Genomic DNA, 24,329 nt, shown 5'->3' on the forward strand with positions numbered 1-24,329 from the left:
GACGACCCCAACCTTGGCAAGGTTGTGTTCACACCCAAACTTTAAACTGGAGCGGGAAACGAGACTCGAACTCGCGACCCCAACCTTGGCAAGGTTGTGCTCTACCAACTGAGCTATTCCCGCAATATGGAAGCTATTTAACGACATCACCGGGTCGAAACGTAATCAGTATTTATGGCTAACTGATTGCGTCAAAGGAAGTGGCATCCCGTAGGGGACTCGAACCCCTGTTACTGCCGTGAAAGGGCAGTGTCCTAGGCCACTAGACGAACGGGACGCAAAATCATCCTTATACTCACCGTATAAAGATGCTCTTTTTAAAGAAAGAGTGGTGGAGCCTAGCGGGATCGAACCGCTGACCTCAACACTGCCAGTGTTGCGCTCTCCCAGCTGAGCTAAGGCCCCAATATTCACTTGTTTTGAGAACTTCCAACTCGTTGTGAGTGGCTGCCCCCGAAACGCAGGGCGAATGATATGGATGCCCCCCTATCCTGTCAAGCATCACTTATGAAAAAACTTCTGGTCGTTTCAAATAGTTATAAGTGAAGCCTTGGTATATAGGCTTTAGAACAGTAGAAGTCCGTTGTTCTTTTTTTGAGTCACATACAAAAAGAGGCCGGAACAACACCAACCTCTTTTTCGATACTCTATGTAGAAGGTATAGAAGCTACTTATACACAGAAATGATTGAAGCAATACACGACATCAGGACGCTTCTGCACCAAGAGCCTTAAACTCCTTCTCCAGTCGTTTACCTTCTTTCTTGGACACCCCACCCAGAACGGCAACGGCATGACGCAAACGAGCACGAGTCATGTCGGCACCAAGAATTTCCATGGAGTCCATCACCGACCATGAGTTGGGTGTACCGGCAATCGCAACAAAGATCGGATGGTTAAAATCACCCAGCTTCAGGCCCATTTCCTTGGATAACGTTTTAATCTCGTTAAAGATATTGCCTTTATTCCACTGGCGCAGTTGCTCAAGACGCCACAGCGTAAACTGCAGAACCTTTTTCACTTCAGCTTCTTCCAGCTTTTTATGAGCAAAGTCTTCAGCACCCAGATCCAGCATGCCGGAGAACATAAACGCCGCCATTGGTGCAAAATCACTCAGTCGCTCAACACGCCCCTGAGCGAACGGCAGAAACTTCATAATGAAGTCTTTGTTCAGCAGCCAGCCATGCAAGCGATCTGCAAATTCTTCAGCACTCAGGTCTTCGCGAATCCAGCTGGCGTTCAGCCAGGACAGTTTCTCCTGATCGAAAATAGGTCCACCCAGAGACACCCGGGTAATGTCGAAGTTTTCCAGCATATCCTGCAGACTGAACTTCTCACGTTCGTCGGGCATAGACCAACCCATACGACCAAGGTAGTTCAACAAAACTTCCGGCAGGTAACCGGCGTCACGGTAGTAAGTGATGCTGGTAGGGTTCTTACGCTTGGACAATTTGCTCTTGTCAGGGTTACGCAGCAGTGGCATGTGACACAGTACCGGCATTTCCCAACCGAAGTATTTGTACAACAGCTGATGTTTAGGTGCGGAGTTAATCCACTCTTCACCACGAATAACGTGGGTGATTTCCATCAGATGATCGTCTACAACGTTCGCCAGATGGTAAGTTGGCATACCGTCGCCTTTCACCAGAACCTGCATATCGACCTGAGACCAGTCGATTTCGATGGTGCCACGCAGCATATCGTCAAACTTGCAGGTGCCTTCTGCCGGAATCTTCATACGCACAACATGTTCTTCACCAGCAGCCAGCTTAGCCTGAACGTCGTCTTCACTCAGATGCAGGCAGTGTCCGTCGTAACCAGAAGCCTGTTTGTTAGCGGCTTGCTCGGCACGCAGCGCGTCCAGACGTTCGGAAGAACAGAAGCAACGGAAGGCATGGCCTTTATCCAGCAATATCTGTGCATGTTCTGCGTAAATATCACGGCGCTCGCTCTGGCGATACGGGCCCTTATCACCACCAACATCCGGACCTTCATCCCAGTCCAGACCCAGCCAGCGCAAAGAGTCCATAATCTGCTGTTCTGATTCAGGCGTACTGCGAGCCTGATCTGTGTCTTCAATACGCAGCAGGAATTGACCACCCTGACTTTTGGCAAACGCCAGGTTAAACAGGGCAATATAAGCGGTGCCTACATGAGGATCGCCTGTAGGGGACGGCGCAACACGGGTACGAACTGTCATCAGAATTCCCAGTCAGAGGAATTAAAAACGTTGCATTATAGCGAGAGAGGGTGGGCAACCCAACCAATTAACCATTGCTATGAGAAATAAGGCTTCCCACTAGCTGGTTATCGAGCATGTTGGTCACTTTTTTGATTTTCCCAATTTCATTATTACCTATACCTTTTCTGGTATTTCTATATTCACCGGCGTCATTGAAAAATTTCTGAGTGAAAGAATTCAAAGTATCCTTTATAGATAGCAAAACATGCACATGCCTCCACACCACCTGATCATCAGCGAGCGACTGCCCTTCATAAGCTGTTTTAGAAGTCGCGTCCGCTTCGCTCAGCTCAGGAAACTGCTGTGTACTGAGATAATGAAGATGGTTCAGATCTTTGAGATAATCAACAAGACGCCCCATAAACAAAAGATCATTCAGCGCCGACTGCTGACCCTGTTCATGATCTTTTTGGGAGCATTTTTTCATCACCCCGGGGAGCTCTTTGACCAGCAATCGAACTGCAGCAAAGTGATCAATTAACGCTTCTTTCTGCTCGCTTTGAGGGAGCTTCTGCCTGAGGCTTTCTGAGAACAGCTGTGATTGCTCACTATCAACGTTCAGAAGCTTAGGTGCTGACGGCTGTAACGGCATGAACCAGTTAGATTGTCGAAGCTCTGTATCAAAGACCGCTTTAATGTGTTCATGCATACCCGGAGTTCTTTCAGAATTTAAATAATCCTTAATCAAAGCGACATCACCACCGGCCTGACAAGAGCTGATCACCGCTGCCAGACGATCCAGCTCCAACACTGCCTCTTGAGCGTGACACATCTGATTAGTTCTTACCTCCAAAGCTTCTGGACTAACACCATCACGAAAAACGTTACTAAGAATTTTACAATAGTCTTCCAAACCCTTCTTCAGCACTTCCAGACAACATTGCACATGTTCCAGCTGAACCTTCCAGCCATCTTTGTCATACGTTGAACTCTCTGGCTGAGTCATATTATTCAGGGTCAATTCGAGCACCTGCATGAGCCCAGCTCCACTAACTTGATAGTCTTTGTTGTACTTAATAGCGGTCTTGCCAACAAAATTGAGGTCTCCCGCCTTTCGGTACAAATCACTCTCACTGCCAAGACCAAGTCCCATAAGCGTGAGACCTTTAACAGAGAAAAAACCGGGCTGTATTTTGAAATCGAATGCTTCTTGAACCGGACCCGAACATTCAGGTAAAAAGCTCAAAGGCAAGACTTCACCGGAAGTTGAAGGCATTTCATCTAGCTGTACTTTCTGTCTTTTCTGCTCAGGCTGCGGTGACAAAGTTTTGCCGTCTTCCTGACCTGAGACCTTATCCGGAGTTGGTAATCTGGAACGCTTTCGAACAGCTTTTAGCAAGCCGCCTACAGTTATATAGCGATAATCTTCATGGTACCGTGACAACTTGACAGAACAATTTAATCCAATACTTCTTGAACTGTCTGATCGACTGAAGCGGCTTCCTGCTTCTTGACTGGACTCAACTTCAGGGGTTCCCGAATCAGCCAGTACCTCAAGACCAGTCCAGCTGAATTTGTGTTGTGGTTGTAGCTCTATAGTCTTTACCTCTTCTTTATCTACTTCCACGGGCGTTGTTATCGCTGCTATCTCTTTATCAACAAGAGAAAGCCTGTGACTCATACTGTTGTACGACACCTCTGAAATATCGGATTCCTGACAAATGTATTCTTCGTGCTTAAAAGCAACTAACCAATCATTGAGACCAGGTTCCCTTTCAGAGAGTCCCTTGGCAGTGATTGGCTCGCCTTCCCTGATAGTACTGTTTCGAAGAGAGTAATAAGTTAAGTACACATCACCCAGGTCCAGACCATTCACTTCCTTGTTCATCCAGGGTGGAATAAACTGCTCACGCTTGGTTTCCTGCATATAGCGTTCGCGGTTAGACTTTAGTCTTGGCTCAAAGCATTTATCACAGGCTTTAATCTTCCATCTTTTAACATCAGGACTGAGGGCAAGAGGCAACTCCCTCCAGCCTACCGGGAAGTACTCGAATGCATCATCCAGCCAACCCGCAATGATACTTTTCTGCTCTGCGGTAAAAGCATTCTCCTCACAAGCCACCTGAAGCTTCATCAGAGCAATCACCACATTATTATAGGTAGGGCTGAACGCATTGGCAGTATTGAGAAATGCTGGATTTGTAGTCGTTTTACGGCTCTGGTTGTAAAAGTTGCCAATGGGCACAAAAACAGTTTCTTTATAAGCTTTAAACCAGTCCGGACATCTGACTGGAAGCTTTTCCGAACTGGCACTTACGGATTCAAATTGCGAAATGCAATAGTCAGGCAAACGTTTCTCAGATACAGAGCAAGCAGTATCAGCATCTGGCATCTGCTTTGAAGCAGGGAACGATGCCAAAGTGCGATCTCTATATCGTACTACTTGTTCATCGTCCGGCGTGCGGCCGCCCCGGGCCACATCAGAAACAGGCGGTTTATTATTAGACGCAGCACATTCCATAGTAAATCTCGACATTCCATTTAAGTTGAATGCCTATAGGACACAGTTAATGCACTAAAGTTCCATATATGATTCAAACCCGGACAATATGAATTGACTTGATTTGGGTTGGAAATAACGACTTGGAACATTTTGGCGAACAATGCTTGTATTGACTATATTTGCAATTCCATAAAACTAGGAAGCTCAAGCATTGCATCATCAAAAGCACTGTCAGACCAATCAGCCATCAGGCTCAAAATCCCTGCTTATCAGCCTGCTGCTGGTATTTACAGCGATAATAACAGGCTGTGGCTCAACACAGGCAGAACAGGAAGAGAGCCACGAATTTCTCACTCTGGACGTCAACGAGCTGAAAATGACAATGCTTGCGGACATTTCCACCATTATCTTCAGCGATGACGAACTGAGCAATGACGTTAAGACCGACATTACCCGTCTTGCCATTACCCCCTTACGGAAATCGTCCGAAATCAAGATTGCTGGCACCGATCAGGAAACAAGACCCATTGCCGTCAGCTTTCAGAAAGCTTTCGAACAAAGTCTGGTCAACATGGTCGATGAATCACACATTACACAGGCCACAGCAATCATACACACACGTAAACCTACAACGCCCCTCTGCAACCCGGCAGGCAAATCCCTCACTGCCACCCTGCCCCTGACCATGCAAGACGATGCAATGCGCCGTAAAACCATAGAAGATCGCACCATTACACTTCGACGAATGGCCAGATCAGCCCCCATCGACCTCTATGTTGCCTATGTTCACGATGGTTTAAACCAGCGCTCTCCGGCGGAGCAGGCTATTTACCGGGGCGAAGTCAGCAACCCGGAAAATATCAGCCTCCATGACTTGGAAATGGCCTGCACTGAAATGCCTGATGACATAGTGGGAGCCTCCTATGTATTAACGACTAAACGGGGAAACTCGCTGTATTTTGGCAACAATGGCAAGCAGGCTGCTGACGGAAACGGGAACACTCTCTGGCGATACTGGTTTGGCGGTCTGCAAAGCGCCCCGGTAGACAAACGCTACCATCAGGTTCTGGACTATCTGCGCGAGTGCGGGCTGGACATTGAATTGTAAGCCACATCAGACAATTCCCATTGAACGGAAACTTGCCGTTAATGATTCAGTCAAAATCGAAACAGTGTGAATCATGGATATCGTTTGCAATGACAAGGAGTTCATCTCTTACATCTGGCTATATCAGGTAAGCACTCTTGAGTTTTCTGTTATTGCAAAACACTCACGCCTCTCTGGTAACGGAAGCGCCGCCTCCAAGACCGGCTTATAACGCCTTACACAATGGCGGACTGCATGAAATTTGCCACAATATACAAACCTACAGCCCTGAATTACTTATCAGTCGTCCAGCGGCCATCAGAGAAATGCTACCGACGGAGCCTGCCCGACAGCGAAGTTATGTCAAACTGAATGGTCCGGACAGTCTTACTCGTCCAATCGCTGTTACTTTTCAACGCGCCTTTGAGCAATCGATTATCAAGATGCTTCAAAACGGCAGCATAAAAAGTGCAACAGCCATTATTCATACGGATCGTCCCACCACGCCGTTATGCAATCACAACGGAAAGATTAATTACGACTCACTTCCCGAATCAGTCAGGCAAGATACCAAGCGCATAAAAACCATAAAGGACCGAAACGATCCGCCTGCTGGCCCGTCACAAAGCCATCAACTTATATATTTCGTACGCTCGTGACGGTTTAAAAAAACGCTCAGAAACAGAGCGGAGCATTTATCAAACCGAAGTTAATAACAGAAAGAACGTTGCCCTTCACAATGTCGAGTTATCCTGCCCGAAAATCCCCAAACAGCTGTCCGGAGCCACCTATATTTTGAAACTTGGCAATGGAGAACAGCTGTTTTTTCTCTGACGGGCAGTCAGGCGCAGGATGCCAACGACACGATGGGCTGGGAGTACTGGTTTGATAACCTGGCAAATCCGACAATGCAAAAACGAATGAAGAGGAATGAAGAGTGTTCTGAATTTTTTAAAAGACTGCGGTCTTGTAATAATGAACGGCCAGTGCCTGATCTTTTTATCCAAGTACCGGCCAGTTTTTAATTTAATATATTAATTAAAAAGGCCATCATATTTTACAGTTTCTTTTTCAAACCCAGCCTGAATTAAAAAGCTTTATTGACAAAACGACTGACAGGCACAAACGTTAGATAAGTATTTGTACTCAAATCCTTTAACTTGCTTAGTCAGGCACGATGACAAAAGCACCGAAGCACACTAAAATCTCGCCATTCATAATCCTCCCCCACGTAAACTCTCAGGTAATGACATCACCATGGATAAAGTGATCGAAACTCCAGATGCACCGCCAGCGATCGGCCCATACTCTCAGGGCATTCAGTTCGGCAATCTGATCATCACTTCCGGCCAGCTGCCCATCGACCCGGAAACCGGTGAAATGCAGGACGACACCAAGGCCCAGGCGCATCAGTGCCTGAAAAACGTAAAAGCAGTGCTCGAAGCCGCCGGCAGCAGCATGGACAAAGTGCGTAAAGCCACTGTGTTTGTCAAAGACATGAACGACTTCACTGACATCAATGAAGTCTACAAACAGTACTTCACCTTCCCGTTCCCTGCTCGCAGCCTGGTAGAAGTCGCACGTCTGCCAAAAGATGTGAAAGTTGAAATTGAAGTGATTGCTACTGCTGAATAATCATCAGGATGCAATGATTCTCAGAGGGGGCTGATAGCCCCCCTGATCCTCTTACCACATCAGGTCGTCCGGAATCTCAAAGTCCTTGTACCAGTCTTCCTCTTCACTGGTCAGCTCTTCTGCACTGTTGTCGTGAATAACCACCGCTTCAGGAATACGTTCGTTAATCTTCGCGGCTACCGGCGCAGGGATAACATGAAAGACTTCTGAACCATCGGCTTCCAGCAGAATACCAATGGCAAACAAGCCCCGGCTCAGACGCTCCTGCATTTCTTGCGTCACATAAATTTTCTTCACCTTCTTATCGACGACAAAGTTGTAACCCACTTCACCACCCTCACGGGACATGGCATTGGTTTCAATCAGCTGTCGAACCTGAGCCCCAACTGCTTTTTGCTGACGCTCCTCTTCCAGCTTTCGGTTCAAATCACGGTCCCGCTCAGCCTGCGCTGCTCGCTCTTTTTCCAGCTCAATGCGACGCTTTTCCTGCTCGGTCATTTCACCAGACTTAACCGCCTGCTTCTTCTTTTTCTTGCTGGTTGTTTTCGCTTTCAAAGCCTGCTGCTTGGTCGCCAGACCGGCTTTCATCAACTGATCTCTAAGGGATTTACTCATGAAGCTCTCTCACCCTGCCATACAATGTGGAAACTCAGCCGCCTGCATGACACTAATTCATAAAAACAAGTTCATAAAAACAAAGGTGCAATGGTAGCAATGCCAATAACATTCAGCCAGAGTACAACTCCTGGTCTGATAACCACAGACAGCAGAAAATGTTAATGGCAAAAAAAACGGCACTAAGAAAGCGCCGTTTTTTTATCTCTCAAATGTCAGACGTTAATGCACATCTTTCCAGTACTCTCGCTTGAGCAGGAAGGTAAAGATGAACAGCAGAACCAGGAACAACATGACATAAATACCCAGCTGCTGACGCTGTGCCTTCATCGGCTCTGCAGAGTAAGCCAGAAAGTTCACCAGATCATACATAGCCTGATCGTACTCAGCCGGAGTCATGGAACCCTTTCGCTCAGGATCAACCGTCAAACCACAAATGGTCTGCCCGGTCAGAGGGTCTCGTTTCGTTGGGTCTTCACCGTTGCAGCTGTCGAGCTGCACGCCCTGCAACTCGGCTAGCACATGAGGCATACCGACATCAGGAAACACCTTGTTATTCACGCCCCATGGGCGTTTAGGATCTTCATAAAATGTTTTCAGGTAGGTGTAAACCCAGTCATCCCCACGAACACGAGCCACCATGGTTAAATCCGGCGGAGCCGCACCAAACCAGACCTTGGCGTCTTCTTTTGCCATGGCATTGGTCATCAGGTCACCAATTTTGGCATCTTTGTTGAATACCAGGTTTTCCATCATCAGGTCATGGGGAATACCCAGATCATCAGCTACACGCTCATAACGCTGAAACTCGGTAGAATGACAGCCACTGCAATAGTTTTGATACAGTGCAGCACCCCGCTGCAAGGATGGCTTATCCGAAGGGTCAGTTTCAATTTTATCCAATGGATAACCACTGCCAGCAGAAAAAGCCAATACCGAATAAAAAGACAGCAACAGTGTAAGTATTGTTTTTTTCATCAGCCGGTCACCCTTTCAGGTACAGGTTTTGTTTTCTCCATCCTTGTGTAGAACGGCATCAACAGGAAGAATGCAAAATACAGCACAGTGCAAATCTGGGCGATCAATGTGTAAGTGACCGTAGCAGGCTGAGTACCCAGCCAGGTCAGGAGAACGAACACAAAGGCAAAAACGACAATGGCAATCTTACTGATTACTCCCTTATAGCGAATCGACCTGACACGACTACGATCCAGCCAGGGCAGTACAAACAGAATGGCAATAGCTGCCCCCATCGCAATAAAGCCACCCAGCTTCGAGTCTATCGGCCCGACATCAAACGTGATCGCACGCAAAATGGAGTAAAACGCGCCGAAGTACCACACAGGTGCAATATGCTCGGGAGTTTTCAATGCATCTGCCTGTTCAAAATTGGCATGCTCAAGGAAGAACCCGCCCATCTCCGGCATGAAGAAAATCACACCACAGAAAACAAACAGAAATACTGCAACGCCCACCAAATCTTTCACGGTGTAGTAAGGGTGGAAAGGAATACCATCCAGAGGAATACCGTCAGGTCCTTTGTTCTTTTTGATATCGATTCCGTCAGGATTGTTGGAGCCTACTTCATGCAGCGCAAGAATATGCAACACAACCAAACCCAGAATAACAATGGGCAGTGCCACCACATGCAACGCAAAGAACCGGTTAAGGGTAATACCGGAAATCAGGAAGTCTCCACGAATCCACTGCTGCAGATCCGCACCAATCCATGGAATAGCGCCAAACAGGGAAATAATTACCTGAGCACCCCAGTAAGACATCTGCCCCCATGGCAGCATATAACCCATAAAGGCTTCAGCCATCAGAGCCAGATAAATGGCCATGCCAAATATCCAGATCAACTCCCTTGGCGTCTGATAGGAACCATAGAGCAGACCACGGAACATGTGGCAATAGACCACAATAAAGAAAAATGACGCTCCGGTTGAGTGCATATAGCGAATCAGCCAGCCATACTCAACGTCGCGCATAATGTACTCAACGGACGCAAAGGCTTTCTCCGCATCGGGCACATAACTCATGGTCAGCCAGATACCGGTCAGAAGCTGGTTAACCAACACCAGTAATGCCAGCGAGCCAAAGAAGTACCAGACATTGAAGTTTTTCGGCGCATAATATTTGGCCAGATGATCTTCCCAGGCTCGCACCACGGGAAGCCGCTCATTGACCCAGTTCAGCAGACTATTCATCATGCATTCTCCTTATCCTGGCCAATGATGATGACCGAGTCGCTTTCATAGCTGTACGGAGGCACCTCAAGATTTGTTGGTGCCGGCACACCTTTGTAAACCCGACCCGCCAGATCAAACTTGGAACCATGGCACGGGCAGTGATAGCCACCTTTCCAGCCGGCATCAAATTCCATGGGTTTGACTTCAGGGAGATATTTGGGAGAACAACCAAGGTGGGTACACAAACCCACAAGAATAAGAAACTCGTCTTTGACAGAACGGTATTCGTTTTTAGCGTAATCGGGTTGCTCTGATTTATCGGAACCCGGGTCGCGCACCTTGCCGTCTACCGCCTGAATTTCCTTCAGCATCTCCGGGGTTCGACGGACTACAAAAACGGGTTTCCCCCGCCACTCCACTACGATCTGCTGTCCCGGCTCAAGCTTGCTGAGATTCACCTTCACAGGAGCGCCAGCCGCTTTGGCTTTGGCACTTGGATTCCATGATTTGATAAAAGGTGTAGCAACCCCGACAGCTCCGGCAGCCCCCACCACCGAAGTTGCAGCCACGAGAAAGCGGCGCCGGCCAGTATTTACGCCGTTGTCACTCATTAACCTACTCTCCCCATCCGGGCGACTTTGCCCATTGACTTCTTTTTGTTCATGGGTGGGATATTAGCAGGGAGTTAAGAGATGATGACTCTTGTTGAGAAAAAAACACCGGTTTTAAAGTATTTTTTCCTCATCCCCCGTTCTCACCATTCTGTATTTTTACCTACCCACTTAATATGGTGGTACGTAATGATACTGCTTTTACCGCTTTCTAAAAAGGCTTGGTTTGTATTTTGTAAGGATTTTGTAGGCCCCTTGGTCGATATGACGATTTATTTTACGCGGACTTTCCTGCATGCCTGTCCGACATTTTCTTCAGACAAAAAAAATGCCTGCGGAAAGCAGGCATTTTTTGTAGCGCGGTTCCCGGCAAGGGAACCACTGAGAAAACGTCCGTAGACGTATTCCCATTAACGCTTGGAGAACTGTGGACGCTTACGCGCTTTGCGCAGACCGACCTTCTTACGTTCAACTTCACGAGCGTCACGGGTAACGTAACCCGCTTTGCGCAGAGAAGGACGCAGGCTCTCATCATACTGCATCAGTGCACGGGTGATACCGTGACGGATAGCACCAGCCTGACCAGAACCACCACCACCGGAAACAGTGATTTTGATGTCGAACTTCTCGAGCAGTTCAGTCAGTTCCAGAGGCTGACGAACGACCATGCGAGCAGTTTCACGACCAAAGTACTCGTCCAGGGAGCGACCGTTAACAACGATGCTGCCAGAGCCAGACTTCAGAAATACGCGAGCGGTAGAAGACTTACGACGTCCAGTACCGTAGTATTGAGTCACAGACATGACTACCCCCGATTAAATTTCCAGTTGCTTTGGCTGCTGTGCAGTGTGCTTGTGCTCGGCACCAGCGTACACTTTCAGCTTGCTGTACATAGCGCGACCCAGAGGACCACGTGGCAGCATGCCTTTAACAGCAGTTTCGATAACCATCTCTGGCTTGTGAGCGATCATTTTTTCGAAGCTCATAGACTTCAGACCACCAACATAGCCGGTGTGGCGATGGTACATCTTATCAGTAGCTTTACGGCCAGATACATGTACTTTCTCAGCATTGATAACAACGATGTAATCGCCGGTGTCAACGTGAGGAGTGTATTCAGGCTTGTGCTTACCGCGCAGACGGGAAGCAATCTCGGTAGCCAGACGACCCAGGGTTTTGCCCTCAGCGTCTACTACATACCAGTCACGTTTTACAGTTTCTGGCTTTGCACTAAAAGTTTTCATTAAATTCGCCTCAAGAGTATTACAGATGCAATACCTGTTCTTACTTGGCCGTTCCTGCGCAGCGTGAACTTTGCAGAATTAGAAACCAGGCTAATAGTTCCCGAATCGGCCTGCTCAAACATTGGGCGCTCAATTGGGAAACGGGAGCCGTATTATAGCGGCTGAAAACAGGAAAAAAACCCCTCTTGAGGTAATTATCTGGACAATTTGGCCAATTACGGATAGAGGTGGGTGAAATATGACATATGTTGCTATTGAAATGATCAACCGCCATGCCTTTTTCACCCTGAAAAGCCGGTCTCCGCATTATTGGCACTGGAAATCGAGGGTGTAGACATAGCCGGGGCCAATGGCATCTTCGACGATGCTTCCACCCACTGCTGCCACTTCGCCCGATTCACGGGAATTCTCGTCCCGTCCCCACAGCCAGGAGGCTCCACCAGCCTTTTTCACCACCTTGGCAGCCGCTTTCAGGGCATGATAGTCCGCTTCACTGAGACTCCCGGTGTAGCGGTAGTTTTCGCTGACAATGAAAGCCACCTTGCTCTGGCTTTTACAAAAGTGGTCTGCCTGAGGTTTTGCCTTCTGATAACCTGACTGCCGGTCTTCCGTGTTCAGGACAACCCGGTGGGTGCCCGACACATTAGGACGTACGTCCTGGTGATGTTGAAGATACGAGCAACCGTTCAGGATCAGTCCAGCAATCGCTGGCAATAGATAGCGCATAATCAATCTCCCTGGTAAACAAACGCAGTCTCATCTTTGATAGCTATTTCAGGAATAGTTCCCCTGCCATCCAAACCCTTGCACCAAACCCTTAGCAACAAGAACTGACATCTGCCCGGCAAACCGCTAAAATCCTGCCAAACCCTGACAGACCTATAGACTGGAACACTGCACAATGCGTGACTTTATTATTGCTCCCAGCATTCTTTCTGCCGATTTTGCCCGTCTGGGTGAAGAAGTGGATCAGGTCATCCAAGCTGGAGCCGACTGGGTTCACTTCGATGTGATGGACAACCACTATGTTCCCAATTTAACCATCGGCCCAATGGTCTGCAAGGCTCTGCGAAATCATGGTGTCACAGCGCCTGTCGATGTTCACCTGATGGCTAGCCCGGTGGATCGCCTTATCCCCGACTTTATTGAAGCCGGTGCCAGTATGATCACCTTCCACCCGGAAGCCTCCCGGCATATCGACCGCACCCTGCAGATGATCCGTGAAGGCGGCTGTAAAGCCGGTCTGGTGCTGAATCCGGCCACCAGCCCCGATATCATTGAATATGTGATTGATAAACTGGACATGATCCTGCTGATGTCCGTAAACCCCGGATTTGGCGGTCAGAAGTTTATCCCTTCCACCCTGAAAAAGCTGCGTCATGTTCGCAAAATGATCGATAACAGCGGTCTGGATATCCGCCTTGAAGTCGATGGTGGCGTAGGCGTCCAGAACATTCGCCAGATCGCTGAAGCCGGTGCCGATGCCTTTGTCGCCGGTTCTGCCATCTTCAATGCCGAGGACTACAAAACCGTTATTGGCCAGATGCGCGAAGAACTGTCCAAAGCTGACCCGGTTTAATGAACACCCATTCGGCCTTCCAAACGCAATCAGGTAATAGTAAGACATGAAACTGACTGAATTCACGGCGGGAAAACTGCCACAGCTGATCATGTACGATCTGGATGGAACGCTGGTTGATAGTGTGCCCGATCTGGCTATCTCTATTGATGCCATGCTGGATGATATGAACCTGCCCAAAGCCGGTGAAGACAAAGTTCGCCTCTGGGTCGGTAACGGTATCCCGTCACTGGTCAAACGCGCACTGGTTGATGATATGGCAGGCGACCAGCCGGGCATTGTTAACCGCGATGTGTTTATCAAGGCTTACGACAGCTTCAAGCATCATTATGCCATTGAAGTAGGCCAGCACAGCCACCTTTATCCGGGCGTAAAAAACTTTCTGGAGGCCATGGCCAATAAAGGTGTTAAGCAGGCGGTAGTGACCAACAAGTCCGAAATTTTTACCGAAAAACTGCTGAAGCTTATGGGGATTGATCACTTTTTCGAGATCAGTCTTGGCGGCGACAGTCTGGATGAAAAAAAGCCTCACCCAATGCCTTTGCTACACGCCATTGAACAGGCAGAAGCCAGTCTGGATACAGCCCTGATGATCGGTGATTCCAGTAACGACATTAAGGCAGCCCGTGCCGCTGGCGTTAAAGTCATTGCCCTGCCTTACGGTTACAACCATGGCGAACCGATTGAAGCGTCTAACCCCGATTTGATTGTTCCGACCATGGACAAGCTGCTTTGACTCTCAAGGCAGTGACTTTAGTACTCGCTCGCTGAAAACAAAGATCTGTAGGTTGGGACGAACGAAGTGACTCCCAACACGGTGAGCCTTTTGACAGGTACGGTCTTGATAACTGCTTTGCTTTCGTACCATGCAGAAAATCACCGTGTTGAGAGTCGCGCCCCACTCGTCCCAACCTATGCTCCGTATTCATCAAGTGATGCCCTAAATATTATTATTTTCAAGATTTTTTTCGTTAAGTTAGTGCCATTTATTAAGCACCTTCCCATTCGTACTCCCTCTCTACTCAGCTATCTCTTTAACACATCTCCTAATCTTGGCTTATCCTTTTTTCAGATGAGTCAAGATTGTGCTTCCACTTCCTCCTGAACAATGGGCAGAACTTACTTTTGGGTGCGCTGATTTGGGTGATCAACGTCGTACAAAAAGGCTGGTGCACACAGCAGCGGAACTATCCGCTCATACGGGTTCGTCATTGGCTGAGTCTTGTGAAGGTGACCTGTCCTTATTGGTTGGCGGTTACCGCTTAATTGAAAATGAAGCTGTTAAGCCTGAAGCCATTGCCGAGGCTGGCTTTCAAGCAACTCTGCATGCTCTTCAGGACTCTGAACTTATTCTGGCTCTTGAGGATTCAACAACCCTTGGTTACAAACATTCCGCAAGGTCAGGGCTTGGTGATTTGGGTGGACCGAAAGACGCCATAACAAGGGGTTTTGGGCTCACTCTGTTATGTTGCTGGATGCCGAAACAGAACGGACTTTGGGGCTCATTGACCAGCAGCGCTGGATCAGAGATGACGATCAGCGTGGCCAAAAGCATCAACGCAAACAGCGACCTTACGAAGAGAAGGAGAGCTTTAAATGGCAGCAGTCTTCAGAAAATATTGAGCGCAGGTTGGGTGAGGCTATGGCTAAAACGATCAGCGTCTGTGACCGTGAAGCGGATATTTTCGAATATACCCTCTACAAGCTTAAACATGACCAGCGATTCATCGTCCGGGCAACACAGAACAGAACCCTGATTGATAACGACAAACTACTGTTTGATGCCGTTGCAGAAACGCCTGTACTGGGTAGCTATACCGTTATAATCCCGCAGCGTGGTGGCAGAAAAGAGCGAAAGGCCACCCTGCAAATAAAGAGTAAAAGCGTCACCATTCAATCACCACAAAGACCCGGAGGTCGGCTTCAACCAATCAAGGTTAATGTTGTTACAGCACAGGAAATCAAGAACGACGCTGAAGATAAGCTGTGCTGGATTCTTTTAACCACAGAGCCCGTTGCGACATTTGAAGACTGTCGTAAGGTGCTACGGTTTTATGAACTCCGTTGGCGCATAGAAGAATTTCACAAAGCTTGGAAAACAGGTGCTGGTGTTGAGCGTCAGCGTATGCAAAGCGCAGATAACCTTGAACGCATGGCCGTGATACTGATGTTTGTGGCTGTTAGGCTGATACAAATACGCGAGGCGCTCATGCTGCCTTATGTGCGGACTGATGACGAAGTGTGGCATGAAGAAACACCAGCCAATCAGGTAGTCAGTGATGATGAGTGGCAGGTGCTTTGGTTAAAGATGGAAAGTAAAAAGTTACCAGACAAGCCGCCATCGTTGATTTGGTTGTTCCAAACCATTGCCAAACTAGTGCTGGAAAGCTCTAATATACATACACCTCATGTTGTGTTCTGATCTGCATCCATTTTTCGCCCCCCAGCTTTGTCAGAAGCAGCACGGATGCAGTCAAAACACACCCAGAAAATCGTCTTGTCAGACCAGCAGCGTAAAGACCTTGAGCTCATAGTCCGCAGACGCAAAAGTAGTCAGTCACTTGTGCTCAGAGCCAAAATCATACTGGCTGGTGCAGAAGGTAAAAGCCTGCTCGGAACAGCTAAAAAATTAAAATGTACCAGAGAAACGGTTACCCGCTGGCGCAAGCACTGGGTCGAACGACCTGGTGACCAATCCACCCTGGAAAAGCTGAAAGAAGCCCAAAGGCCGGGCACTCCGCCCAAGTTTACCGCTGAACAGATTTGCCAGATTATTGCCCTGTCTTGCGACAAGCCAGAAGACCATGGCTACCCCTTCAGCCATTGGTCAGAAAGCTTATTAGCCATGGTGGCAGTAGACAAAAAAATTGTCTCATCCATCTCGCAGAGACAGGTGGGGCGTTTTTTAAAATCAGGCCGACATTCGTCCAGACAAGGTCAAAGGCTGGGTTGATACTCCGAAAGATGAAGCGTTTGAAATCCGCTGCGCCGATATATGTGACACCTATCAGAAAGCCGTTAAGCGTGCAGAGCAAGGCATCAATACCTTTTCCTTTGATGAAAAAACAGGCATGCAAGCTCTGGAGCCCGTGAAACCAAACAAACTGGTTAAGCCGGGTCACATAGAAAAGCGTGAGTTTGAGTATACTCGTCATGGAACGCAAGCTTTGCTGGCCGGTATGGATGTGGCTACAGGAAAGATAATTCCTCTTATTAGAGATACTCGAACAGAGCAGGATTTTGCTGACTGGCTGGATCTTGTTCTGGCCAGTGACCCAAAGGCAGCAGGTTGGCATTTGGTCATGGATCAGCTCAATACACACATGTCAGAAGCGGCTGTCATGAAGGTTGCAGCTATCGAAAACACACCAGCTAATGAGCTTGGCGTCAAAGGTAAATCCGGTATTTTGAAAAATATGGAAACTCGGGCGGCTTACCTCAGTGACCCATCCCATAAAGTAGTATTTCATTACACGCCAAAGCACGCATCATGGCTGAATCAAATTGAAATCTGGTTTTCCATTTTGGTGAGACGGTTTTTGAAAAGAGGCATATTTACATCAACTGAAGACCTGAAAACCAGACTTCATGGTTTTGTAGATTTCTTCAATGAGCGGATGGCCAAGCCTTTTAAGTGGACTTATCGGGCTCGGCCTCTGCAAGCATAAGAGTGTATGGATATTAGAGCTTTCCAGCACTAGGTGGCTGGTGCAACTCCAAACGCACAGGTCGCCCTGGTTGGCTGGCAATTTGGAAGGGCTGGGCAAAGCTACAGATTGGCGTCGAGGTCTGGCGCATGGCTCGCCAGTTCTGGGGTGTAGAGATGTGTTAAAGAGATAGCCTGTATCAGGTCGGGGAAGTCAGAAAGAGAATAGAACCCTGTCAGACTGTCACTGTTCAAAAGGCAAGTACCCAATGAATCCGGTAATCTTCCAAATACCCTCCATTTTTCTCAGGTAATAGAGCGTTTGCCAATTCATAACAATGTCCGATTCGCCGCTCAAGCGCACATGACCATTGAACTTTTTATGCGCTATTGCTTCGTTTCCATTGATATCAATGTCATTCAATAGAGTGACATCATACAAGTCACGAATCAGATCCACAGGCTGATGATCCCTGGTTATTTCAGCGCTTCGCTTTTTCCAGCGTTCTGAATAGCTGTTCAGCGACGGAAAGTTAAGTTTCCAATGATCCGGATTGTTTGAATGGCAACAGTCCACACCTGTAAATCCGTCTTCATAAAAATCGCTGGCTATCAGATCCCAGTCACTTTGCCCAAAAGCCAAAATGTCCTTTTCCACCAGCATCAGCCAGATAGAGTGGCGATCAGTATCCAGAGTTTTGTTAAACGGATTTTCAAACATGCACTATGCCTTAAAAAGGTTTTCATCAAAATAAGATTCTCAGCCTTCAACGCTGACACTGCTCAACAACCAAACAACAAGAATTGACCGAAAACAACATAAAGGCAATCAATTTCACAGTGTAGACACTTCAATTCCTGTTATTTGATCCCAATCAACAAAACGACGACAACCTTCATTTATCTTGCAAACCATATCATTACCTTAGAGGCTGTTTGAAAAGTACCTGCCCTACTGCGGTCGTAGCAAATTGGTCTAAATATCCGCTTTTGTTCGTTGAATAGCTTGCTATTCACCTCTCAAAACCGAATATTTATCCTCAATTTTCTACGATCCTCGCTACGGGCGTTACTTTCCAAACAGCCTCTTACCAATTTGCTGACTGCCTGAATCAGTCATGGGGGAAGTATGACTGCTGCTGAACAAACCATTGAAACAGGGATCACTAAACCGATCTATTCACAATCTCTGATCTGCCACCATCCAACATCGGATAACCCGGAAGTATTGAAAGGCTTTGCCCTGGCCATGCTGAAAGGTGAAGGTTACTATTCGAATGATCAGGGTCAGTCCGAGTTTTATGAAGAGCTGCTCGACGGTGAACGCATTCTGATGACAACCGTCACAGAAGCCAGTCATACAGGCATTGCCGTGGTCACCACCAGGTCTCCAGTCAAATATCTTACCGAAGACATGGAAACCGGTACGATTGAAGAAAAAACCATCAGTCTTTTTGTAGCTGTTTCTGTTACCCGTGAAGACACCAATTTCCTGAGCCTGCTCAACAAAATTCAGTCATGGAACGACGATAAACTGCTGACGGATCGTCTGGGACAGGCAACCTTTAATGATGTCTGGGCCAATATCTCCGGCGAAAAAATGCTGCCAAATGTGGCCAGTGAATACATTTATCACAAACTCTCTGTAACATCCGAACAGCAGTCACTGATTCAGAATGCAAAATTCTTTGCCTCCAGAGTACGCAAACTCGATAGCAAGGTAGAAATTCGCAATGCCAGCAAAGGGGCAAAATTTGTTAATGCCAAAAGCTTCACCGGCTTGCTGTCATTAACCGTATCAACTGGTCATCAGATTGAGATGAGAGTACTGGGTACTCAGGCCGACTCGGAAGAAGCCGTTGCCATCCTGAAACAGGCCATGCACAAAGGTAGACAATTCTCTTTCAGCAAAGGACACACGGCAGATTAATCAATCAGTCCGCGCTATAGAGCAGGTTCTATAGCACCTTCAACAGGGAGTACCTACTGCCCTTCGGACATTTGCAATACGCACAGCAGTCGTATACTCTTTGAGCCTCGAAACTGATCACCCTGTGTCAGCCTGATTTTACGGCTGACACGACCCAAACGACATAGCGTGGAGTCAGCAGTGAACCACTGTGACATGGTGCCAAACAGCCCTTTCTCCCAAGCTATCCCTTCCTGGCGATGGTCTGCCTGGCCTTGCGCCTGAAATATTCAAGGCTGATAGCCGCACTCCGTTTTTAGCAGCCCTGTGCTGACCAGCATCACCCCGAGTGATGACCGTTTCATAATAAACCGTTACTGACAAGAGACTGTTATGACGCCTGAAGTGTTCGTGCGTCTGGCCCGTGAAGGATACAATCGCATTCCCGTTACCCGGGAAATCCTGGCGGATCTGGATACACCTTTAACCACCTATCTCAAGCTGGCCAACGGCCGGTATTCCTACCTGCTGGAGTCTGTTGAGGGCGGAGAGAAATGGGGTCGTTACTCCATGATCGGCCTGCCTTGTCGCAGTGTTCTCAGGGTTCATGGTTACACAGTCACTCTGGAAACCGATGGTGAAATCGTCGAGCGCCATGAAGTAGAAGATCCGCTGGCTTTTATCAATCAGTTTAAAGAACGCTACAAAATGCCGGAGCTGCCGGAGCTGCCACGCTTTACCGGCGGGCTGGTCGGCTACTTCGCTTACGACACCGTCCGTTATATTGAACCCCGCCTGCAACACTCCACACCCCATGATGAACTCGGAACGCCTGACATACTGCTGATGATTTCCGATGAACTGGTGGTGTTCGATAACCTCAGCGGTAAACTGATTCTGGTCACTCACGCTGAGGCGTCCGACGAAGCTGCCCTTGAGAAAGCAGAATTCCGGCTGGATGATCTGGTTCGCCGTCTGCAAACCACCAATGTTCAGCCACCGGTTCAGGCATCACTGAATCCGGTGACCGAAGAAGACTTCCAGTCCGGTTTTGGCGAAGCGCCTTTCAAGGCTGCTGTGGCAACCATTCGTCAGTACATACTGGCTGGCGACGCCATGCAGGTTGTGCCTTCCCAGCGCATGACCATTCCCTACGACAGCTCTCCTCTGAATCTATACCGTGCCCTGCGTAGTACTAATCCATCGCCTTATATGTACTACATGGATCTAGGGGAATTTCATGTGGTCGGCTCGTCACCAGAGATTCTTGCGCGTCTGGATAATGGCGAAATCACGGTACGCCCCATTGCCGGTACCCGTAAGCGGGGGGCAACCGAAGAAAAAGACCGGGCTCTTGAGCAGGAACTGCTGAACGACCCGAAAGAGCTGGCCGAACACCTGATGTTGATCGACCTTGGTCGAAACGACGTTGGTCGTGTGGCAGAAACCGGCTCCGTCAATCTGACCGACAAAATGATTGTCGAGCGTTACTCCCATGTCATGCACATTGTTTCTAACGTCACTGGACGTTTAAAACCGGGACTGGATGCCATTGATGTACTCAAAGCCACTCTGCCTGCCGGTACCCTCAGTGGTGCGCCCAAGGTACGAGCCATGGAAATCATTGATGAGCTGGAACCGGTAAAGCGCGGTGTCTACGGTGGTGCAATAGGCTATCTTGGCTGGAACGGCAATATGGATACCGCCATTGCCATTCGCACTGCGGTGATAAAGGATCGTCAGCTTCACGTTCAGGCCGGTGCCGGTGTTGTGGCGGATTCCATTCCCGAACTGGAATGGAAAGAAACCATGAACAAGGGTCGGGCTCTGTTCCGCGCAGTAGCCATGGCTCAAACCGGTTTTATTCACAGCCCTGAGCGCAAACACAGCCCTGAGCGCAAACACAGCCTTGAGCGCAAACAAACAGCGCGCCAAACCACCAGCATGATGGAGGAGAAGTAATATGCTGTTGATGATTGACAACTACGACTCCTTTACCTGGAATCTGGTGCAGTACTTTGGTGAGCTGGGAGCAAAGGTTGAAGTCCATCGCAACGACGAGATCACCATTGCACAGATAGAGAAGCTCAATCCAAAACGTATTGTCATTTCTCCCGGCCCCTGCACACCCAATGAAGCCGGGATTTCCATGGAAACCATCCGTCGTTTTCAGGGAGAGCTGCCTATTCTGGGGGTTTGCCTCGGGCACCAGAGCATTGGTCAGGTTTACGGCGGCAACATTGTTCGCGCCCGTCAGGTGATGCATGGCAAAACTTCTCCGATTTATCATAAAAACGAAGGTGTGTTTGCCGGACTGCCCAACCCGGTAACGACTACCCGTTACCATTCCCTGATCATTGAAAAAGAGTCACTGCCAGACTGCCTCGAAGTCACCGCGTGGACGCAGTTTGATGATGGCCGTGAAGATGAAATCATGGGCGTGCGTCACAAAACCCTGCCCGTTGAAGGCGTGCAGTTCCATCCGGAATCCATCATGACCCACAACGGTCATGACATGCTGGCAAACTTTCTGAAGACCTGATTAGAGCAACCATTATGACTATAAAAGAAGCGATTTCACTGGCAGTCCGAAACCTCGACCTGAGCCGTGACGACATGATTGATGTGATGCGCGACATCATGTCCGGCCAGTGTACCCAGAGCCAGATTGGTGCGTTCCTGACCGCCATGCGCATGAAGAGTGAAAGCATCGAGGAAATTACCGGCGCCACCACCGTACTGCGGGAAATGGCCACTCACGTCAATGTCAGCGCTGACCACCTGGTTGATATTGTGGGCACCGGTGGCGATGAAGCCCAGCTGTTTAACGTATCAACGGCTTCTTCCTTTGTGGCAGCAGCAGCAGGCGCTCATGTTGCCAAACACGGCAACCGTGGTGTATCCAGCTCCAGCGGTAGCGCCGACCTGCTGGAACAAAGCGGCGTGAACCTGAATATTTCTCCGGCTCAGGTAGCCCGCTGCATTGAAGAGGTCGGTGTAGGCTTTATGTTTGCACCTGCACACCACGCGGCTACAAAAAATGTCGCCATTATCCGCAAAGAGCTTGGTGTTCGAACCTTTTTCAATATCCTTGGCCCCATGTCCAATCCGGCAGGCGTGCCTAATCTGGTCATTGGTGTGTTCACCCGTGAACTGTGCCGACCTATGGCAGAAGTACTGAAAGAACTGGGTAATAAACACGTTATGGTGGTTCATTCCCAGGACGGTCTGGATGAAATCAGCATAGCCAGTGAAACGTTTGTGGCGGAACTGAAAGACGGACAGATCTCAGAATTCACCATTAAACCGGAAGACTTTGATATCAAATCCCAGAGTCTGATCGGACTGAGTGTTGAAAACTCCACCGAATCTCTGGAGCTGATCAAGAATGCTCTTGGCAAGCGCGACAATGCCAATGCCAGAAAAGCCGCAGATATGATTGCCCTGAATGCCGGTGCAGCCATCTACGTTTCGGGAGTGACCCAAACCATCGCCCAGGGTGTTGTTATGGCACAGGATATCATTAGCAGTGGCCTGGCTCTGGAAAAACTGCAGGAACTGTCCATCTTTACTCAGGCACTGGCTGAATAACAGGCCGGGGATAAGCAGGAGAGTTTATGTCTACACCAACCATTCTCACGACGATCGTCGAACGCAAGTTTGAAGAGATTGCTGAACGACAAAAATCGTTAGATATCGATGACGTTATTGCCAAAGCCCGGGCTGCAGAGCCTGCTCGTGGTTTTGCCAAAAGCCTTGAACGCCGATCCTCTGAAGGTCAGGCGGGCATTATTGCCGAAATCAAGAAAGCGTCCCCCAGCAAAGGCGTGATCCGGGAAGACTTTCATCCGACAGAGATTGCCAGAAGTTACGAGCAGGCCGGCGCCAGCTGTCTGTCGGTTCTGACTGATCAGGATTTCTTTCAGGGTTCAGAGCAATACCTTCAGGAAGCCCGCGACGCCTGCTCACTACCGGTTTTACGCAAAGATTTCATGGTGGATGTGTGGCAGATCTACGAATCCCGTATGCTCGGTGCCGACTGCGTTTTGCTGATTGTTGCCTGCCTGACCGACGAGCAGCTGGTTGAAATGAGCAGTGTTGCGCTGGATCTGGGCATGGACGTACTGGTTGAGGTACACGGTGCCGATGAACTCAAACGCGCACTGCCACTGGAAGGCACCTTGCTTGGTATTAACAACCGTAACCTGCACACCTTTGAAGTAACACTGGATAATACCTTTGAGCTGTTACCTTTAATTCCTGCCGGTCGTAAAGTGATTACCGAGAGTGGTATACATACCGTTGAAGACGTAGATGCCATGTTTGCGAAAGGGGTCAACAACTTCCTCGTTGGTGAAGCCTTTATGCGACAGGATAATCCCGGAGAGGGGCTGAAGGCCTTATTTGGACATCAGCTCTGATTAATTCATTTTGACCAGCTTTTCCGAGCTGACTGCCTAAAGAGTAAAGTCGGCTCGGTTAAGTCATGAAATCTATACATTTCAGCTACTTCACAACACCACAAGCTATTCTGGCACCGCCACCACCCATAGGTGGGTTGTCAGAATAGTTATCGCCTCCTGCATGAATCATCAAAGAACGCCCTTTCACTTCAGACAGCTTTAAACGTCTTGCCACTACCGGTGATTTGGCAAACCCTTTGTCATCAACCACCAGAACAGGAAGGTCACCTCTGTGTCCGTTACCTTCAGGTCCGGCGTGCCGACCCGTATTGTCCGGATCGTAATGACCACCTGCCGCCAGCGCTGCTACCATCTTGCCGTCTTTCTCTCCCGGATCGCACGACGGGTTTTCATGAACATGGAAACCGTGCTCTCCGGGTACCAGATCATAAAGGTCAGGGGTAAACTGAAGTCCTCCTGACACATCTTCCAGAGTAATAGTCCCGATTTCCGGCCCGATACCGTCCGGCGACACCTGATTCATGACTACCTGCACCGAGTTATCGGAAGAACAACCTGTCAAAATAGCGGCCGCGAGCAACGAAGCTCCCAGCGTTAAAGACAGACGAATCTTAGTAATTTTCATAATCTGACTCTTTGTTAAGACTACCTGCAAATATAGCCAGCCACGAACAGAGTTCCCAATGAAATTTCAACCATCAGC

General features: G+C 48.6%; 25 protein-coding genes, 3 tRNA genes and 1 pseudogene. 15 read left to right on the plus strand and 14 right to left on the minus strand.

The window, feature by feature from the left end; all coding sequences use genetic code 11:
* Positions 1-47 precede the first annotated feature (47 nt).
* From EZMO1_RS18600 to EZMO1_RS18620, 5 genes are all read right to left on the minus strand, one after another.
* Positions 48-123 (minus strand) — tRNA-Gly (locus tag EZMO1_RS18600).
* 78 nt (positions 124-201) lie between these two features.
* Positions 202-277, minus strand: a tRNA-Glu gene (locus tag EZMO1_RS18605).
* A 52-nt stretch (positions 278-329) separates the two neighbouring features.
* Positions 330-405, minus strand: a tRNA-Ala gene (locus tag EZMO1_RS18610).
* A gap of 300 nt (positions 406-705) precedes the next feature.
* Complete coding sequence (gltX, locus tag EZMO1_RS18615) at positions 706-2,199, minus strand: glutamate--tRNA ligase (protein WP_034876408.1); 1,494 nt, start codon at positions 2,197-2,199, stop codon at positions 706-708.
* Positions 2,200-2,266: 67 nt separating this feature from the next.
* Complete coding sequence (locus EZMO1_RS18620) at positions 2,267-4,426, minus strand: hypothetical protein (RefSeq protein ID WP_145912661.1); 2,160 nt, start codon at positions 4,424-4,426, stop codon at positions 2,267-2,269.
* Between the two features lie 469 nt (positions 4,427-4,895).
* On the opposite strand from EZMO1_RS18620, the gene EZMO1_RS18625 reads away from it, so the two are divergent.
* The 3 genes from EZMO1_RS18625 to EZMO1_RS18635 all read left to right on the plus strand — a co-directional run bounded on the left by EZMO1_RS18625 (position 4,896) and on the right by EZMO1_RS18635 (position 7,406).
* Positions 4,896-5,792: a hypothetical protein gene (locus EZMO1_RS18625; RefSeq protein WP_034876402.1), complete on the plus strand. Its 897-nt coding sequence runs from the start codon at positions 4,896-4,898 to the stop codon at positions 5,790-5,792.
* 137 nt (positions 5,793-5,929) lie between these two features.
* The gene (locus EZMO1_RS18630; protein ID WP_034876399.1) at positions 5,930-6,430 is read left to right on the plus strand and encodes a hypothetical protein; all 501 of its coding nucleotides are present in this window, start codon (positions 5,930-5,932) and stop codon (positions 6,428-6,430) included.
* A 598-nt stretch (positions 6,431-7,028) separates the two neighbouring features.
* Complete coding sequence (locus EZMO1_RS18635) at positions 7,029-7,406, plus strand: RidA family protein (protein ID WP_034876397.1); 378 nt, start codon at positions 7,029-7,031, stop codon at positions 7,404-7,406.
* 51 nt (positions 7,407-7,457) lie between these two features.
* On the opposite strand, the gene EZMO1_RS18640 is transcribed toward EZMO1_RS18635, so the two are convergent.
* From EZMO1_RS18640 to petA, 4 genes are all read right to left on the minus strand, one after another.
* On the minus strand, positions 7,458-8,021 hold the full coding sequence (locus EZMO1_RS18640; protein WP_034876394.1) for a DUF2058 domain-containing protein: 564 nt from the start codon (positions 8,019-8,021) through the stop codon (positions 7,458-7,460).
* Positions 8,022-8,243: 222 nt separating this feature from the next.
* The gene (locus tag EZMO1_RS18645) at positions 8,244-8,999 is read right to left on the minus strand and encodes a cytochrome c1 (RefSeq protein WP_034876391.1); all 756 of its coding nucleotides are present in this window, start codon (positions 8,997-8,999) and stop codon (positions 8,244-8,246) included.
* Positions 8,999-10,231, minus strand: a complete 1,233-nt coding sequence (locus EZMO1_RS18650) for a cytochrome b (protein WP_034877455.1) — start codon at positions 10,229-10,231, stop codon at positions 8,999-9,001. Before EZMO1_RS18650 ends, EZMO1_RS18645 begins: the two co-directional genes overlap by 1 nt.
* Positions 10,231-10,824, minus strand: coding sequence for a ubiquinol-cytochrome c reductase iron-sulfur subunit (gene petA, locus EZMO1_RS18655; protein ID WP_034876374.1), 594 nt, complete (start codon positions 10,822-10,824; stop codon positions 10,231-10,233). The genes EZMO1_RS18650 and petA overlap by 1 nt, the downstream gene beginning before the upstream one ends.
* Positions 10,825-10,905: 81 nt before the next feature.
* On the opposite strand from petA, the gene EZMO1_RS18660 reads away from it, so the two are divergent.
* On the plus strand, positions 10,906-11,223 hold the full coding sequence (locus EZMO1_RS18660; RefSeq protein ID WP_034876372.1) for a hypothetical protein: 318 nt from the start codon (positions 10,906-10,908) through the stop codon (positions 11,221-11,223).
* Between the two features lie 11 nt (positions 11,224-11,234).
* On the opposite strand, the gene rpsI is transcribed toward EZMO1_RS18660, so the two are convergent.
* The 3 genes from rpsI to EZMO1_RS18675 all read right to left on the minus strand — a co-directional run bounded on the left by rpsI (position 11,235) and on the right by EZMO1_RS18675 (position 12,794).
* Entirely contained in the window at positions 11,235-11,627 is a 393-nt protein-coding gene (rpsI, locus tag EZMO1_RS18665) for a 30S ribosomal protein S9 (protein WP_034876369.1), read from the minus strand.
* Between the two features lie 12 nt (positions 11,628-11,639).
* Entirely contained in the window at positions 11,640-12,068 is a 429-nt protein-coding gene (gene rplM / locus EZMO1_RS18670) for a 50S ribosomal protein L13 (RefSeq protein WP_034876366.1), read from the minus strand.
* 306 nt (positions 12,069-12,374) lie between these two features.
* Positions 12,375-12,794, minus strand: a complete 420-nt coding sequence (locus EZMO1_RS18675; RefSeq protein ID WP_034876363.1) for a hypothetical protein — start codon at positions 12,792-12,794, stop codon at positions 12,375-12,377.
* A gap of 175 nt (positions 12,795-12,969) precedes the next feature.
* Here EZMO1_RS18675 and rpe point away from each other — a divergent pair, with 175 nt between their 5' ends.
* From rpe to EZMO1_RS18700, 6 genes and pseudogenes are all read left to right on the plus strand, one after another.
* Entirely contained in the window at positions 12,970-13,647 is a 678-nt protein-coding gene (gene rpe, locus EZMO1_RS18680) for a ribulose-phosphate 3-epimerase (protein ID WP_034876360.1), read from the plus strand.
* A gap of 46 nt (positions 13,648-13,693) precedes the next feature.
* A complete protein-coding gene (locus EZMO1_RS18685) occupies positions 13,694-14,383 on the plus strand; it encodes a phosphoglycolate phosphatase (RefSeq protein WP_034876357.1) in 690 nt (229 codons plus the stop codon).
* Positions 14,384-14,732: 349 nt separating this feature from the next.
* Positions 14,733-14,870 (plus strand): annotated as a pseudogene (locus EZMO1_RS28275) (IS4/Tn5 family transposase DNA-binding protein); the annotation flags it as partial.
* Between the two features lie 242 nt (positions 14,871-15,112).
* Positions 15,113-16,069 (plus strand): IS4 family transposase, encoded by a 957-nt coding sequence (locus EZMO1_RS26320; RefSeq protein ID WP_051790007.1) that lies wholly within the window; start codon positions 15,113-15,115, stop codon positions 16,067-16,069.
* 45 nt (positions 16,070-16,114) lie between these two features.
* Entirely contained in the window at positions 16,115-16,600 is a 486-nt protein-coding gene (locus tag EZMO1_RS18695) for a helix-turn-helix domain-containing protein (protein ID WP_051789993.1), read from the plus strand.
* Positions 16,601-16,736: 136 nt separating this feature from the next.
* Positions 16,737-17,315 carry a transposase gene (locus EZMO1_RS18700; RefSeq protein WP_413783212.1) on the plus strand — a complete coding sequence of 193 codons (579 nt, stop codon included), beginning with the start codon at positions 16,737-16,739 and terminating at the stop codon, positions 17,313-17,315.
* A gap of 222 nt (positions 17,316-17,537) precedes the next feature.
* Here the strand turns inward: EZMO1_RS18700 and EZMO1_RS18705 are convergent, their stop codons facing one another.
* A complete protein-coding gene (locus tag EZMO1_RS18705) occupies positions 17,538-18,014 on the minus strand; it encodes a hypothetical protein (protein WP_034876349.1) in 477 nt (158 codons plus the stop codon).
* Positions 18,015-18,422: 408 nt separating this feature from the next.
* Between EZMO1_RS18705 and EZMO1_RS18710 the strand changes: the two genes are divergently transcribed.
* From EZMO1_RS18710 to trpC, 5 genes are all read left to right on the plus strand, one after another.
* Complete coding sequence (locus EZMO1_RS18710; protein ID WP_034876347.1) at positions 18,423-19,223, plus strand: HPr family phosphocarrier protein; 801 nt, start codon at positions 18,423-18,425, stop codon at positions 19,221-19,223.
* A 372-nt stretch (positions 19,224-19,595) separates the two neighbouring features.
* Complete coding sequence (trpE, locus tag EZMO1_RS18715) at positions 19,596-21,164, plus strand: anthranilate synthase component I (protein ID WP_051790005.1); 1,569 nt, start codon at positions 19,596-19,598, stop codon at positions 21,162-21,164.
* A gap of 1 nt (position 21,165) precedes the next feature.
* Complete coding sequence (locus EZMO1_RS18720; protein WP_034876344.1) at positions 21,166-21,744, plus strand: anthranilate synthase component II; 579 nt, start codon at positions 21,166-21,168, stop codon at positions 21,742-21,744.
* A gap of 14 nt (positions 21,745-21,758) precedes the next feature.
* Positions 21,759-22,793, plus strand: coding sequence for an anthranilate phosphoribosyltransferase (gene trpD / locus EZMO1_RS18725; RefSeq protein ID WP_034876342.1), 1,035 nt, complete (start codon positions 21,759-21,761; stop codon positions 22,791-22,793).
* Between the two features lie 26 nt (positions 22,794-22,819).
* Positions 22,820-23,623: an indole-3-glycerol phosphate synthase TrpC gene (gene trpC / locus EZMO1_RS18730; protein WP_034876340.1), complete on the plus strand. Its 804-nt coding sequence runs from the start codon at positions 22,820-22,822 to the stop codon at positions 23,621-23,623.
* A gap of 85 nt (positions 23,624-23,708) precedes the next feature.
* Here the strand turns inward: trpC and sodC are convergent, their stop codons facing one another.
* On the minus strand, positions 23,709-24,251 hold the full coding sequence (gene sodC / locus EZMO1_RS18735) for a superoxide dismutase family protein (protein WP_034876337.1): 543 nt from the start codon (positions 24,249-24,251) through the stop codon (positions 23,709-23,711).
* Positions 24,252-24,329: the final 78 nt, after the last annotated feature.

It is taken from the genome of Endozoicomonas montiporae CL-33 (assembly GCF_001583435.1).
Taxonomy (GTDB): domain Bacteria; phylum Pseudomonadota; class Gammaproteobacteria; order Pseudomonadales; family Endozoicomonadaceae; genus Endozoicomonas_A; species Endozoicomonas_A montiporae.

Coding starts and splice junctions, on each gene's coding strand:
- EZMO1_RS26320 (WP_051790007.1), top strand. CDS start 15,113: ATGTTGCTGGATGCCGAAACAGAACGGACTTTGGGGCTCATTGACCAG.
- EZMO1_RS18675 (WP_034876363.1), bottom strand. CDS start 12,794: ATGCGCTATCTATTGCCAGCGATTGCTGGACTGATCCTGAACGGTTGC.
- EZMO1_RS18705 (WP_034876349.1), bottom strand. CDS start 18,014: ATGTTTGAAAATCCGTTTAACAAAACTCTGGATACTGATCGCCACTCT.
- rpe (WP_034876360.1), top strand. CDS start 12,970: ATGCGTGACTTTATTATTGCTCCCAGCATTCTTTCTGCCGATTTTGCC.
- EZMO1_RS18720 (WP_034876344.1), top strand. CDS start 21,166: ATGCTGTTGATGATTGACAACTACGACTCCTTTACCTGGAATCTGGTG.
- sodC (WP_034876337.1), bottom strand. CDS start 24,251: ATGAAAATTACTAAGATTCGTCTGTCTTTAACGCTGGGAGCTTCGTTG.
- EZMO1_RS18645 (WP_034876391.1), bottom strand. CDS start 8,999: ATGAAAAAAACAATACTTACACTGTTGCTGTCTTTTTATTCGGTATTG.
- EZMO1_RS18695 (WP_051789993.1), top strand. CDS start 16,115: ATGCAGTCAAAACACACCCAGAAAATCGTCTTGTCAGACCAGCAGCGT.
- EZMO1_RS18685 (WP_034876357.1), top strand. CDS start 13,694: ATGAAACTGACTGAATTCACGGCGGGAAAACTGCCACAGCTGATCATG.
- EZMO1_RS18635 (WP_034876397.1), top strand. CDS start 7,029: ATGGATAAAGTGATCGAAACTCCAGATGCACCGCCAGCGATCGGCCCA.
- rplM (WP_034876366.1), bottom strand. CDS start 12,068: ATGAAAACTTTTAGTGCAAAGCCAGAAACTGTAAAACGTGACTGGTAT.
- petA (WP_034876374.1), bottom strand. CDS start 10,824: ATGAGTGACAACGGCGTAAATACTGGCCGGCGCCGCTTTCTCGTGGCT.
- EZMO1_RS18640 (WP_034876394.1), bottom strand. CDS start 8,021: ATGAGTAAATCCCTTAGAGATCAGTTGATGAAAGCCGGTCTGGCGACC.
- EZMO1_RS18710 (WP_034876347.1), top strand. CDS start 18,423: ATGACTGCTGCTGAACAAACCATTGAAACAGGGATCACTAAACCGATC.
- rpsI (WP_034876369.1), bottom strand. CDS start 11,627: ATGTCTGTGACTCAATACTACGGTACTGGACGTCGTAAGTCTTCTACC.
- trpC (WP_034876340.1), top strand. CDS start 22,820: ATGTCTACACCAACCATTCTCACGACGATCGTCGAACGCAAGTTTGAA.
- EZMO1_RS18660 (WP_034876372.1), top strand. CDS start 10,906: ATGATGACTCTTGTTGAGAAAAAAACACCGGTTTTAAAGTATTTTTTC.
- trpE (WP_051790005.1), top strand. CDS start 19,596: ATGACGCCTGAAGTGTTCGTGCGTCTGGCCCGTGAAGGATACAATCGC.
- EZMO1_RS18650 (WP_034877455.1), bottom strand. CDS start 10,231: ATGAATAGTCTGCTGAACTGGGTCAATGAGCGGCTTCCCGTGGTGCGA.
- trpD (WP_034876342.1), top strand. CDS start 21,759: ATGACTATAAAAGAAGCGATTTCACTGGCAGTCCGAAACCTCGACCTG.
- gltX (WP_034876408.1), bottom strand. CDS start 2,199: ATGACAGTTCGTACCCGTGTTGCGCCGTCCCCTACAGGCGATCCTCAT.